Consider the following 13,532-nt stretch of genomic DNA (forward strand, 5'->3'; position numbering starts at 1 on the left):
GTTGGACATTGGAACTCCCGACAGAGAAGCGCTTTTTGCTTCGTCCGAGGGGGTGAAATGGCCAATAGATTCTAGCCACTGTAGCTGGATTCCATTAAAAAGCGAAAGTGGCTCGCTCTCAAGCCACCAATAAAAAAGAAAAAGCCCCGCTTTTCATCAAAGCGAAGCCCTCCTTTTCTTACTTACGCTTTTTCTTTTTCTTCTTGAATCCTGGTACATTTTCGAAGAATGCTTTTTTCTTCTTGCCGTTACCATCTTTTTTCCCTGGCTGACTAGCAGATGAGGATGCAGATGAGGACGCAGACGCTGATCCTCTTCCATTTCCTTTGCCACCACGGTCAAATTTTCTACCTGTGCCACGTTCTCCGCCGCGCTCATTACTGCGCTCGCTACGTCCACCGCGTTTCTTTCTGCCTGTTCTTGGCTGTTCGATAACGACTGGACGATCTTTGAACTTACGACGAGGCGTACCTTTCATGCCAACGATTTCAAAGTCGATTGCACGCTCGTCTTTGTTTACGTTAATAACGCGAATTGTAATTTCGTCTCCGATGCGGAATACGTTACCTGTACGTTCTCCGATCATTGCGAAATGTTTCTCATCATAACGGTAGTAATCATCCGTTAAGTAGCTAACGTGTACAAGACCTTCAATTGTATTTGGAAGCTCTACGAATAAACCGAAGTTTGTTACAGAGCTAATCATACCGTCATACTCTTCGCCGATCTTATCAACCATATACTCTGCTTTTTTCATTTCGTCTGTTTCACGTTCTGCTTCAACAGCACGGCGTTCCATATTAGAAGAATGCTCTGCAATTTCAGGTAAGTTTTCACGCCATTTTGCTTGTGTTTCGTTGTCGACTTTACCGTTAATGATGTATTCACGAATTAATCTATGAACGATTGTATCTGGGTAACGACGAATTGGTGATGTGAAATGTGTGTAGAACTCAGTTGATAAACCGAAATGTCCTAAGCTATCCGCATCGTAACGCGCTTGCTTCATTGAACGAAGCATTACTGTTGAAATAACTACTTCTTCCGGCTGTCCTTGAACCATTTCAAGAATTTGTTGCAACGCACGAGGATGTATTTCATTCGCACGTCCTTTTACTGCATATCCGAAGTTCGTTACAAACTCGAAGAAACGTTCCAGCTTATCTTCTTTCGGATCTTCATGGACACGGTACATGAATGGTACGTTCATCCAGTGGAAATGCTCTGCTACTGTTTCGTTCGCAACAAGCATAAATTCTTCAATTAACTTCTCTGATACAGAACGATCACGCATGACAACATCTGTCGGTTTTCCTTCTTCATCTACTAATACTTTCGCTTCTTTAAAGTCAAAGTCAATTGCACCACGGCGCATACGTTTTTCACGTAAAATCTGTGCCAATTGACCCATCTCTTTAAACATCGGTACTAGCGGCTCATAGCGTTTGATTAACTCTTCGTCCTCATCTTCTAAAATGCTTCTTACGTCAGCATACGTCATACGCTCTGTCGTTTTAATCACACTTTGGAAAATCTCATGCTTTACAACATCACCTAAGTTGTTGATTTCCATTTCACAAGATAACGTCAGACGGTCTACTTTCGGGTTTAACGAACAAATACCGTTAGATAGACGATGCGGAATCATCGGAATTACACGGTCAACAAGATATACACTCGTTGCTCTTTCCGCTGCTTCTACATCAATTGGAGAACCTTCTTGAACGTAATGACTTACATCCGCAATATGAACGCCAAGCTTGTAGTTACCGTTCTCGAGCTTCGTTACTGTAACAGCGTCATCTAAATCTTTCGCGTCTGCACCGTCAATCGTTACGATCATTTGGTCACGCAGGTCACGGCGATCTTTTAAATCTTCTTCTGAAATCGTTTCTGGTACACTGTTTGCATGCTCCATCACTTCTTCAGGGAACGCTAAAGGTAGATGATGTTTATGGATAACTGATAAAATATCTACTCCTGGATCATTTTTATGACCTAGAATTTGAATAACTTCACCTTCTGCACTTAAACGATTCTCTGGATAGCTCGTAATTTTCACAACTACTTTATGGCCTTCTACAGCACCCATTGATGCACTTTTCAAGATAAATATATCACTCGTCCAGCGCTTATTGTCAGGTATAACAAATCCAAAGTTTTTCGATTCTGTATATGTACCAACTAGTTCTTTCGTGCCGCGCTCTAAAATACGTACAATTGAACCTTCTTGGCGTGATCCACTTGATTGTGCGCTAACACGCGCTAATACTGTATCACCATGAAGTGCACCGTTTAACTCTGTAGGCGGGATGAAAAGATCATCATCTCCCGTTTTCTTCTCTTCTGGTACAACGAATGCAAAGCCACGTGCATGTCCAATTAATTTACCGCGTACTAAATTCATCTTTTCAGGAAGACCGTAACGGTTACTACGTGTGCGAATAACAAGCCCCTTCTCTTCCATCATTACAAGTGCCTTTACAAAATCTTTAAAGCCCTCAGACCCTTCAATTCCAAATGCCTCTTCTAACTCTTGTATTGTTAACGGTTTATACGCTTCTTCTCTCATAAATAATAACAACTTATCAATATTTTCTTGTATGATTTCTTCCAAGCAGAAATACCTCCTTTAAACCCTTATATTATTTAGTGTATCCGAAAGACTGGGGATGTATAAAGCGAAACTTTAATACTCCCCTAATGATTTTTACAGTTTTCACAAAAAATTCCTTATGAAAAAAAGAGGCAACTAGATCTTACCAATCTAGTTGCTCCAAGAAGTTATATACATCCTCATGTAGCTCGTCACGTTGCTTATCAAGTGTAATGACATGCGTAGAGTCTTCATACCATTTAATGTCTTTTAACGTAGATTCTACACCGTTATAAATAATGTTAGCACTATCTGTATTAATCATTTCATCATGACGTGCTTGTACAACAAATGTCGGTGCATAAATCATATCCACATTGTTACGTACGTCAGCAATTAATTGTTGTAATGCTTTTAATGTATTCATCGGTGTCTTTTGGAATTCCAACATTTCTTGTTCGATTTGCTCTGGTGATTTTTGCTCACGGTTTTTATATTCGCGGGCATATGCCAATATACCTTGGTACATCGTTTCTTCACTCTTAATATACATTGGTGCACACATTGGTACTACACCTAAAACAGGTACTGTATAACCTAATTTTAAAGAAAATACGCCGCCAAGTGATAATCCAACAACAGCAATTTTCTCAAAGCCTTTATCTTTTAAAAGCTGATATGCCTCCATTACGTCTTGCCACCAATCTTCAGGACCTGTATGAACAAGCTCTTCTGGTGGTACACCGTGCCCTTTATAAATTGGCGCATGACAAGTGTAGCCTTTCTTCTCTAAGAAACGCCCTAACATACGTACATCAGCTGAGTTTCCTGTGAAACCATGTAGTAATAAAACAGCGCGGTCTCCACCCTCAAATGTAAATGGTTTCGGAGATGCTAATTTCATCATGTACTTCTCCTCTTTCTCTTCTGTAATCTAGTCGTATTCTTTCTATATCTAGTGTACCATATTTATATTTCTATAATCTAATTAGAAACATCTTTCAAATAGCAAAATAAAAAAAGAAGAACCATTAGTACATCTTACTAACGCTTCTTCTTTCAATTCTATAAATTTAAGTACGTAACAGCAATTGTTAATACGAAGAATAGAACAGCTAAAACAATTGTAATACGGTTTAATACTGCTTCAATTCCACGTGCTTTTTGCTTACCAAATAATTGCTCTGCACCGCCTGAAATTGCACCTGAAAGGCCTGAGCTATTACTAGACTGCATAAGTACCATAACAATCATTAAAATCGATACAATAATAAGTAAAACGGATAATAACGTATGCACTTGGCGTACCTCCTACAAAGATTCAGTTATTTTAACTGTAGCATAAATCCTATAGAAAAGCGAGAGCTATAGAGTCGCTCTCGCTTTTCTTCTATTACATAAACATCATTGCAAATAACGGCCCGAGCAAACATGTCAAAATTGCTGTTAATGTCATTGTTACCGATCCAATAACACCTTCATGTTCATTATTTTTCATCGCTCTCATTACACCCATAATATGAGAAGCACATCCAAATCCGATACCTTTACCAACTGAGTTTGTAACACGGCTCCATTTTAATAAAAGTGGGCCGGTAATCGTTCCAGTAATACCTGCGATAACAACGAAAGCTGCTGTTAATGACGGTACACCACCAACTTGCTCTGAAACACTCATCGCAACTGGCATTGTCACCGATTTTGGTAAAGAAGATAAAATTAAGCTTTTATCTGTTCCCATAAGTGATGCAATGGCAAAATCACTGGCGATTGCAACTGTTGTTCCTACTAATACCCCGCCGGCAATCGGTACAACATATTTTTGCAGAACGTGACGTTGTTTATAAAGAGGAATTGCAAATGCTACAACACCGGGCCCCAGCAGTTTTGCAATCCAGCCACCACCGCTTTCCATATAATGTTGATATGGTATATCAAGCATGATAAATAAGAAAGCCATTAATCCTGTTGCTACAAGCATTGGAATGGTGAATGGTGTTGGAAATAATTTATAGATTTTTTTAGATAATTGGTATAATAGCACCGTAAAAAGAACCCAACCGATTCCGATTAATATTTGGCTCATCTCGACTCTCTTTCCTTTCTATTCGCAAGATATTGTCCTGTATGTCCTGCGACAATAATAATTAAAAATGTACTCGCTACAATTGTAATGAAAAGAGAAATTCCTTTACTCATAAAAAAAGCACCGTAATTCATTAGGCCAAGCGTTGGCGGAATTAATAAAAACGGCATAATAGCAACGAGTGTTTCTGCTCCTAAATCGAACCATTTCACTGGAAGGACTTTTAGGCTAAGTAAAACAAGTAAGAGGAACATTCCAATCAAACTTCCTGGAATCGGAATATTTAACACTTCTTGTACCCAATTTCCAACCATATAAAAAACGTAAAGAGCTGCAATTTGGACAAGAATCTTTGTAAATTTCATGTTCATCATCCCTCATGTTTATACGATCTTCTCTTAATATCTTTATCATAGTATAAATTGTAAAAAGCTGCAATTTATCAACTTGACAGCAAAAACAGCCTATGTTATACGCTTACACCCTTGATATGACTGCATTTCTAAACAAAAATTAAGTCAAAAACCTTGACCTAATATAAAAAGTTTTTATTTTCTGAATTTGTAACGTTGTTATTTCAATAAAATAATCTTTTTATCCTTAAGCTTACATATATATAAAGTGAAACTTTCATTAGTGGCGGTTTTCTTCCTCCCCACAATCGGACTTTTACGGGATAAACAAGATAGGTGGTGAGCATATGCCAAAAAAAGTTCTTATTTTTTGTGATCCTGGGATTGATGATACGATGGCTCTCCTCTTAGCATTCTTTATCGATGAAATAGAAATCGTCGGTATTGTTGCTGATTACGGCAATGTCCCAAAAGAAATGGCCGTACAAAACGCTCATTTTCTTAAGAGCGAAGCAAAGGATAGAAATATCAAGATATTTGGTGGTTCAGAACGTCCACTTACTGGTGCCCCTCCAGCTTTCTTTACGGAAGTACACGGGAAACAAGGGCTCGGGCCAATTATTCCAAAGGGACATGTGACTAACGGGGAGATGGAGAATTTTTTCGAAGTTATTCCTCTTATTGAACAGTATAAAGATGAATTAATCATTGTAAGTTTAGGAAGACTTACCTCCCTAGCAATTTTATTCATTGTATGTAAACAGCTCATGAAGCAAATTACATCTTACTACGTAATGGGCGGCGCCTTTTTACATCCTGGTAATGTGACCCCTATTTCCGAAGCGAACTTTTATGGCGATCCTACTGCCGCTAATATAGTCCTTCAATCCTCACCTAACATGTACATCTATCCATTAAACGTCACTCAGTATTCCATCATTACACCAGAAATGGCTGAATACATTGAAGCAAAAGGAAAAGCCCCACTCGTCAAACCGTTATTCGATCATTATTACTACGGCTATTATAAAGACGCCTTACCGCATTTAAAGGGGAGCCCCTTCCATGACACAATGCCAATACTCGCTTTACTTGATAACTCTATGTTTACGTATCACAAGTCACCTATCGTTGTCATGACAGAATCTTATGCACAAGGAGCAAGCATAGGAGAATTTCGTTCTTTAGGAGAATCTAAGCCATTTATTGATTGGCCGAGTCATCAAATCGCAATTGATTTTGATTATAACCGCTTCTTTAAATATTTCATGTCACTTATGACGGGTGAGCAATTTTAGCATAAAAAAACAGACCGTGATTTCTCACGGTCTGTCGTTATTTTCTACAATTATCGTTTAATGTTGTAGAAAGATTTGATACCATCGTAAACAGCGATTTCGCCTAGTTCGTCTTCGATGCGTAATAATTGGTTGTACTTAGCAATACGGTCAGTACGGCTCATAGAACCAGTTTTGATTTGGCCAGCGTTAGTTGCAACTGCGATGTCAGCGATTGTAGCATCTTCAGTTTCACCAGAACGGTGAGATACAACTGCTGTGTAACCAGCACGTTTAGCCATTTCGATAGCTTCGAAAGTCTCAGTTAAAGTACCGATTTGGTTAACTTTAATTAAGATTGAGTTAGAGATACCTTTTTCGATACCTTCAGCAAGTTTTTGAGTGTTAGTTACGAATAAGTCGTCACCAACTAATTGTACTTTATCACCGATACGCTCAGTTAATAATTTGTGACCATCCCAGTCGTTTTCGTCTAAACCATCTTCAATAGAGATGATTGGGAAGTCTTTGCAAAGCTCTTCGTAGAAATCAACCATTTCTGCAGAAGTTAAGCCAGTACGGCCTTCGCCTGCAAGGTCATATTTACCAGTTTCTTTGTTGTAGAACTCAGAAGAAGCAACGTCCATTCCTAAGAATACGTTCTCGCCAGCTTTGTAACCAGCTTTTTCGATAGCTTCGATGATTACTTCTAATGCTTCACGGTTAGAACCAAGGTTTGGAGCGAATCCACCTTCGTCACCTACTGCAGTGTTAAGACCTTTGTCATGTAATACAGCTTTAAGTGCATGGAATACTTCAGCACCCATACGGATTGATTCTTTGAATGTTGGAGCACCAACTGGTAAGATCATGAACTCTTGGAAGTCTACGTTGTTATCAGCGTGAGAACCACCGTTGATGATGTTCATCATTGGAGTTGGTAATTGTTTTGCATTGAATCCACCAAGGTAACGGTATAATGGAAGACCTACGAAGTCAGCTGCTGCGTGAGCTACTGCCATAGATACACCAAGGATAGCGTTAGCGCCTAGTTTACCTTTGTTTGGAGTGCCATCTAATTCGATCATAGCACGGTCGATACCAGCTTGGTCAGTTACGTCGAAACCAACGATTTCTGGAGCGATTGCTTCGTTAACGTTGTTTACTGCATTTAGAACACCTTTACCAAGGTAACGAGATTTGTCACCGTCACGTAATTCTACTGCTTCGTGCTCACCAGTAGATGCACCACTTGGTACGATAGCGCGTCCGAAAGCGCCGCTTTCTGTGTAAACTTCTACTTCTACAGTTGGGTTACCACGAGAGTCAAGGACTTCGCGAGCATAAACATCAATAATTGTTGACATAATAAATTCTCTCCTTTTTATATAAGCAAATTATTTAATAATTGTTTTACCTGTCATTTCTTTCGGTTGTTCCACATTTAAAAGCGTAAGCATTGTTGGAGCGATATCTCCTAAAATACCACCTTCACGAAGCTCTACATCATTTTTTGTAACGATGAAAGGAACCGGGTTAGTTGTATGAGCTGTCATTGGTCCGCCATCAGCAGTTAACTCCTGATCAGCATTACCATGGTCAGCAGTAATAAGTGCTACACCATCTTTTGCAAGAATCGCTTCTACAACTTTTCCTAAACATTCGTCAGTTGCTTCTACTGCTTTAATTGTTGGTTCCATCATCCCAGAATGGCCAACCATATCACAGTTTGCAAAGTTAAGAATGATAACATCATGTTTATCATTTTCGATTTCATTTACTAAAGCGTCCGTTACTTCGTAAATGCTCATTTCAGGTTTCAAGTCATACGTTGCAACCTTCGGTGAGTTAATTAAAATACGCTCTTCTCCTGGGAATTCAGCCTCACGACCACCGCTAAAGAAGAATGTAACGTGCGGATACTTTTCAGTTTCCGCGATGCGAAGTTGCTTTAATCCCGCTTGCGCAACAACTTCACCTAATGTGTTATCAAGGTTCATTGGCTTGAATGCCACGTAACCATCTACAGTTTCACTGAAATGTGTCATACAAACGAATTCAGGAATGTGAGGTACTTTTTCACCACGATCGAACTCACGGAAGTCTTTGTTTGTAAATACACGAGCAATTTGAATTGCACGGTCTGGACGGAAGTTATAGAAGATAACTGCATCATCATCATTGATTGTTGCAACTGGCGTGTTATCTTCGTTAACAATTACAGACGGCAATACGAATTCATCGTAGATACCATTTGCATAAGAGTCTTCTACACACTCTTCTGCTGATTTATAAGTAGGGCCTTCACCATTCACCATAGCACTGTAACATTTTTCTACGCGATCCCAACGCTTGTCACGGTCCATGGAGTAATAACGACCAGAGATAGTCGCGAATTGTCCTACTCCTGTTTCTTTAATTACTTCATTTGTTGCATCGATATAACCTTTTGCTGTTTGTGGTCCAACATCGCGGCCGTCTAAGAATGCATGGATATAAACTTTCTCCACGCCTTCTTTTGCTGCTAAGCGAAGAAGAGCAAACATATGGTTCATGTGACTGTGCACACCACCATCAGAAAGTAAGCCGAATAAATGAAGAGCAGTACCTTTTTCTTTTACGCTTTTAATTGCATTTTGGAAAGTTTCGTTCTGATCGAACTCACCTTCACGAATTGCAACGTTTACGCGTGTTAAGCTTTGATATACGATGCGGCCTGCACCGATATTTAAGTGACCAACCTCAGAGTTACCCATTTGACCTTCTGGAAGACCTACTTCCTCACCACAAGCTGTAAGCGTTGTGTGAGGGAATTTGTTCCAGTAACCATCAAAATTAGGTTTCTTAGCTTGTGCTACAGCATTCCCGTGAGTTTCTTCACGTAGTCCGAAACCATCAAGAATGATTAAAGCTGTTGGCTTTCTCATTTTACCGCCCCCAGAAGACCTAAGAACGAAGCAGGCTCTAAGCTAGCACCGCCAACTAAAGCGCCGTCGATGTCAGATTGTGCCATATACTCTTTAATGTTTTCTGGTTTTACGCTACCGCCGTATTGAATACGAACAGCTTCTGCAGCTTCTGGAGAAACAGCTTCTGCAACAACTTTACGGATGTGCGCACATACTTCGTTTGCATCTGCAGAAGAAGAAGATTTACCTGTACCGATAGCCCAGATTGGCTCATAAGCGATAACAGTTGCTTTAACTTGCTCTTCTGTTAAACCTGCAAGTGCTTTTGTCACTTGACCTGCTACTAGATCAAATGTTTTTCCGCTTTCGCGCTCTTCTAAAGTCTCACCACAACATACGATTGGTGTTAAACCATGTTCAAATGCTGCAAGAGTCTTTTTGTTTACTGACTCGTCTGTTTCAGCAAACATTTCACGACGCTCAGAGTGGCCAAGTACTACGTAGCCTACTTTTAAATCGCTAAGTGCTACTGGGCTAATTTCGCCAGTGAATGCACCATTTTTTTCGAAGTGCATGTTTTGTGCACCTACTTGTAAATCAGTTCCTTCAGTTGCTGCTACTAAACGCTCTAAGAATAGAGCTGGAGAGCAAACTACTGCATCAACAGCTGAAGCTGCTGGGATTTGACCTTTAACTTCCTCTACGAAGCTAACTGCTTCAGATAGAGTTTTATTCATTTTCCAGTTACCTGCGATAATTGGTTTACGCATGCTTTACACCGTCCTTTTTCTTTGGCTGCTACTTATTTGTCGTTAAGACAAACTACACCTGGAAGCTCTTTACCTTCCATGAATTCTAATGACGCACCGCCGCCAGTAGAAATGTGGCTCATTTTATCAGCCATACCGAATTTTTCAACAGCTGCTGCAGAGTCACCACCGCCGATAACAGAGTATGTATCTTCTGCATCTGCTAATGCTTGTCCTACTGCTTTTGTACCTTCTGCGAATGGAGTCATTTCGAATACACCCATTGGTCCATTCCATACAACAAGCTTAGAATTTTTAATTACATCTGCATAAATTTCACGTGTTTTAGGACCGATGTCCACGCCTTCCCATGTAGAAGGAATAGAGTCGATACCTACGATTTGAGTTGTTGCAGTTTCAGAGAATTCCTCTGTGATTACAACATCAACTGGCATGTAGAAGTTTACGCCTTTTTCTTTTGCAAGTTGCATAAATTCTTTAGCTAGTTCAATTTTGTCGTTTTCACATAGAGATAGACCAATTTCATGACCTAAAGCTTTAACGAATGTGTAAGCAAGTCCGCCACCGATGATTAAGTTATCTACTTTGTCTAATAGATGACGAATTACACCGATTTTATCTTTTACTTTCGCACCACCAATGATAGCTGTGAATGGACGTTCTGGGTTAGAAAGTGCTTTTCCAAGTACATCTAACTCTTTTTCCATTAATAGACCAGATACTGCTGGTAGGTAGTCTGCGATACCTGCTGTAGAAGCGTGAGCACGGTGAGCTGCACCGAATGCATCATTTACGAAGATATCAGCAAGAGCTGCAAATTCTTTCGCAAGTTCTGCATCGTTCTTTTCTTCGCCCGCATAGAAACGTACGTTTTCAAGAACTAATACGTCGCCTTCGTTCATTGCTGCAACCATTTCTTGTGCAACTGGTCCGAATGCTTCGTCTGCTTTTTTAACATCTTTACCAAGAAGCTCGCCTAAACGTGCTGCTACTGGAGTAAGACGTAATTCTTCTACTGCTTGACCTTTTGGACGGCCTAAATGACTTGCTAAAATAACTTTCGCACCTTGCTCTACTAAATATTGAATTGTAGGAAGAGCTGCACGGATACGAGTTTCATCTGTAATTTTGCCTTCTTTCATAGGTACGTTGAAATCAACGCGGCAAAATACACGCTTACCTTTTAAATCTACGTCACGAATTGATTTTTTGTTCATTGGATTTCCCTCCGACTACTAGTTAGGATTGACAAAACCCACTCAAAAGCTTAACACATTTGCTTTTAAAACGAAAGAAGAGAGAGAGGGAACAAACCCTCTCCCTCGTTTTGTCATTGATTACTTATATAATTAAGAATTAAAGACCTTTAGAAGTCATGTATGCTGCTAGGTCTACTACACGGTTAGAGTAACCAGTTTCGTTATCGTACCAAGAAAGTACTTTAACCATGTTACCTTCCATTACCATTGTAGATAATGCATCGATTGTAGAAGAAGCTGTACATCCGTTATAGTCGATAGATACTAATGGCTCTTCGCTGTATCCAAGGATACCTTTTAATTCGCCTTCAGCTGCTGCTTTGAATGCTGCGTTTACATCTTCAACTGTTACTTCTTTGTCAAGTTCAACAACTAAGTCAACAAGAGAAACGTTAGCAGTTGGAACACGTACAGCGCCACCGTTTAATTTACCTTTAAGTTCTGGTAATACTAATGCTACAGCTTTAGCTGCACCAGTAGATGTTGGGATCATGTTTTCAGCTGCTGCACGAGCACGACGTAAATCTTTGTGTGGTAAGTCTAAGATTTGTTGGTCGTTAGTGTAAGAGTGAATTGTTGTCATCATTCCGCGTTTTACGCCGAATTTTTCGTTTAATACTTTAGCGAATGGAGCTAGACAGTTTGTAGTACAAGAAGCGTTAGATACTACGTTGTGGTTAGCTGCATCGTATTGTTCGTGGTTAACACCCATAACTACAGTGATATCTTCGTCAGAAGCTGGAGCTGAGATGATAACTTTCTTAACTGATCCACCTAAGTGTTTTTCAGCGTCTGATTTTTTAGTGAAACGGCCAGTAGATTCTACTACTACTTCTACTCCGTAGTCGCTCCATGGTAATTGAGCTGGGTCACGCTCAGCGATAACTTTAATTTCTTTACCGTTAACAACGATGCTGTTTTCGTTAGCAGATACTTCTGCATTTAAAGTTCCGTGAACTGTGTCATATTTTAAAAGGTGAGCTAATGTTTTAGCATCTGTTAAGTCGTTGATTGCTACTACTTCTACCTCAGAGTTGTTAAGAGCTGCGCGGAATACGTTACGTCCGATACGTCCAAATCCATTAATACCAATTTTAGTCATTTGAATTTCCTCCTTGGGGGATTATATTAAAGGGTAATACCCTTTGTTAACTGTTTTGCTGCACCTTCATCTGTAATTAGAATTGAAGTGTGCCCTTGTTTAATTACAGCCTGTATTGCCTTTGCCTTTGAAGAACCTCCAGCGACTGCAACAACGTGAGATACATGTTGTAAATCCTCAAGTTGCATACCAACTGTTCTTACTTTATGAACAACATTTCCTTGTTCATTAAAGTAGTAACCGAAAGCTTCGCCTACTGCTTCGCTTGCTTGAATCTTTAACCAATCTGCTTCTGAAGTATTTCTGCGACGTGCCATTGTTAACGCATCACCTATTCCATGAATGACGATATTGGAAGATCGAATCAACTCAAGAACTTCTTTCACGGAAGGCTCTGTCACAATAGACGCATATGCTTCGCTACTAACATGGTCTGGAACATACAATAAGCGATAATTACTCATCGTATTTTGCGCCATCTTGGCACAAATGGTATTGGCTTCTAATTCGACGCCCTCTCCAATTCCACCACGCGCTGGGACAAATAGCATATGTAAATCTTTGCAATCAAGCTGCATCATGTCCGCAGCAGCAGCTAGCGTAGTTCCTCCAGCCACAGCAACGATATTATTCGCTGTCAGACGGTCTTTTATACAAGTCACACAAGCACGGCCCATCTCCAGTTTGACCCACGGCGATTCATCACTATCACCAGGGACAACGAAAACTTCATCCAAGTCTAATGTTTCCTTAAGTTGCTTTTCTAAAACCTTTAACCCGGAAATTTCTTTCATAAAGTCTTCCAAAGCAAGAACTAAAGCTGTTCCTTCTTCTGTCAAAGTCATTCCAGAAGAAGCGACGTGAACTAAGTTTTGTTCTTTCAAAACTTGGACTTCACTTCGCAATACTCGTTCTGTCATACCGAGACTTGCTGACAAGTTTCTTCTTCCAATAGGCTGCATGAGCCTAATGTATTGAAGAATTTGCATTCTCGTTTGCATAACAGGTAGCAGATCAGGTAATAATTTTTTTGTGTTCTGAATCCATGAGCGCATATCTTTTCTCCTCACTACATTGGTTCATTTTCCCTAGTGGTCACTTTGTGTCCCGTAGTGACATTTTATGTCCCACGTAGGTTAAAAAAATAATCCCTGCTACGTGTATTATTGTAACAGGAGAT

At 39.9% G+C, this 13,532-nt stretch carries 12 protein-coding genes; 1 reads left to right on the top strand and 11 read right to left on the bottom strand.

What is annotated here, in order from left to right:
- Nucleotides 1–178: 178 nt before the first annotated feature.
- The 5 genes from rnr to DN393_RS18695 form a co-directional block, all read right to left on the bottom strand.
- The gene (rnr, locus tag DN393_RS18675; protein WP_064476224.1) at nucleotides 179–2,617 is read right to left on the bottom strand and encodes a ribonuclease R; all 2,439 of its coding nucleotides are present in this window, start codon (nucleotides 2,615–2,617) and stop codon (nucleotides 179–181) included.
- 142 nt (nucleotides 2,618–2,759) lie between these two features.
- Nucleotides 2,760–3,500, bottom strand: a complete 741-nt coding sequence (estA, locus tag DN393_RS18680) for a carboxylesterase (protein ID WP_000761972.1) — start codon at nucleotides 3,498–3,500, stop codon at nucleotides 2,760–2,762.
- Nucleotides 3,501–3,661: 161 nt separating this feature from the next.
- Nucleotides 3,662–3,895 carry a preprotein translocase subunit SecG gene (gene secG, locus DN393_RS18685; RefSeq protein WP_000557263.1) on the bottom strand — a complete coding sequence of 78 codons (234 nt, stop codon included), beginning with the start codon at nucleotides 3,893–3,895 and terminating at the stop codon, nucleotides 3,662–3,664.
- 94 nt (nucleotides 3,896–3,989) lie between these two features.
- The gene (locus tag DN393_RS18690) at nucleotides 3,990–4,682 is read right to left on the bottom strand and encodes an LrgB family protein (protein WP_000078299.1); all 693 of its coding nucleotides are present in this window, start codon (nucleotides 4,680–4,682) and stop codon (nucleotides 3,990–3,992) included.
- Nucleotides 4,679–5,047, bottom strand: coding sequence for a CidA/LrgA family holin-like protein (locus DN393_RS18695; protein ID WP_000673212.1), 369 nt, complete (start codon nucleotides 5,045–5,047; stop codon nucleotides 4,679–4,681). Before DN393_RS18695 ends, DN393_RS18690 begins: the two co-directional genes overlap by 4 nt.
- A 335-nt stretch (nucleotides 5,048–5,382) precedes the next feature.
- Between DN393_RS18695 and DN393_RS18700 the strand changes: the two genes are divergently transcribed.
- Complete coding sequence (locus tag DN393_RS18700) at nucleotides 5,383–6,333, top strand: nucleoside hydrolase (RefSeq protein ID WP_103655864.1); 951 nt, start codon at nucleotides 5,383–5,385, stop codon at nucleotides 6,331–6,333.
- Between the two features lie 50 nt (nucleotides 6,334–6,383).
- Here DN393_RS18700 and eno read toward each other — a convergent pair whose 3' ends face one another.
- The 6 genes from eno to cggR all read right to left on the bottom strand — a co-directional run bounded on the left by eno (nucleotide 6,384) and on the right by cggR (nucleotide 13,407).
- A complete protein-coding gene (gene eno / locus DN393_RS18705; protein WP_000103948.1) occupies nucleotides 6,384–7,679 on the bottom strand; it encodes a phosphopyruvate hydratase in 1,296 nt (431 codons plus the stop codon).
- 30 nt (nucleotides 7,680–7,709) lie between these two features.
- Nucleotides 7,710–9,239, bottom strand: a complete 1,530-nt coding sequence (gpmI, locus tag DN393_RS18710; RefSeq protein WP_149173756.1) for a 2,3-bisphosphoglycerate-independent phosphoglycerate mutase — start codon at nucleotides 9,237–9,239, stop codon at nucleotides 7,710–7,712.
- Nucleotides 9,236–9,991 carry a triose-phosphate isomerase gene (gene tpiA / locus DN393_RS18715; RefSeq protein WP_001231042.1) on the bottom strand — a complete coding sequence of 252 codons (756 nt, stop codon included), beginning with the start codon at nucleotides 9,989–9,991 and terminating at the stop codon, nucleotides 9,236–9,238. Before tpiA ends, gpmI begins: the two co-directional genes overlap by 4 nt.
- Nucleotides 9,992–10,023: 32 nt before the next feature.
- Nucleotides 10,024–11,208 carry a phosphoglycerate kinase gene (locus tag DN393_RS18720; RefSeq protein WP_002198882.1) on the bottom strand — a complete coding sequence of 395 codons (1,185 nt, stop codon included), beginning with the start codon at nucleotides 11,206–11,208 and terminating at the stop codon, nucleotides 10,024–10,026.
- A gap of 139 nt (nucleotides 11,209–11,347) precedes the next feature.
- The gene (gene gap / locus DN393_RS18725; RefSeq protein WP_000161234.1) at nucleotides 11,348–12,352 is read right to left on the bottom strand and encodes a type I glyceraldehyde-3-phosphate dehydrogenase; all 1,005 of its coding nucleotides are present in this window, start codon (nucleotides 12,350–12,352) and stop codon (nucleotides 11,348–11,350) included.
- A gap of 26 nt (nucleotides 12,353–12,378) precedes the next feature.
- Nucleotides 12,379–13,407: a gapA transcriptional regulator CggR gene (gene cggR, locus DN393_RS18730; RefSeq protein ID WP_001258183.1), complete on the bottom strand. Its 1,029-nt coding sequence runs from the start codon at nucleotides 13,405–13,407 to the stop codon at nucleotides 12,379–12,381.
- Nucleotides 13,408–13,532 lie beyond the last annotated feature (125 nt).

Origin of the sequence: Bacillus sp. BPN334 (assembly GCF_008368885.1) — a bacterium.
GTDB lineage: Bacteria > Bacillota > Bacilli > Bacillales > Bacillaceae_G > Bacillus_A > Bacillus_A wiedmannii.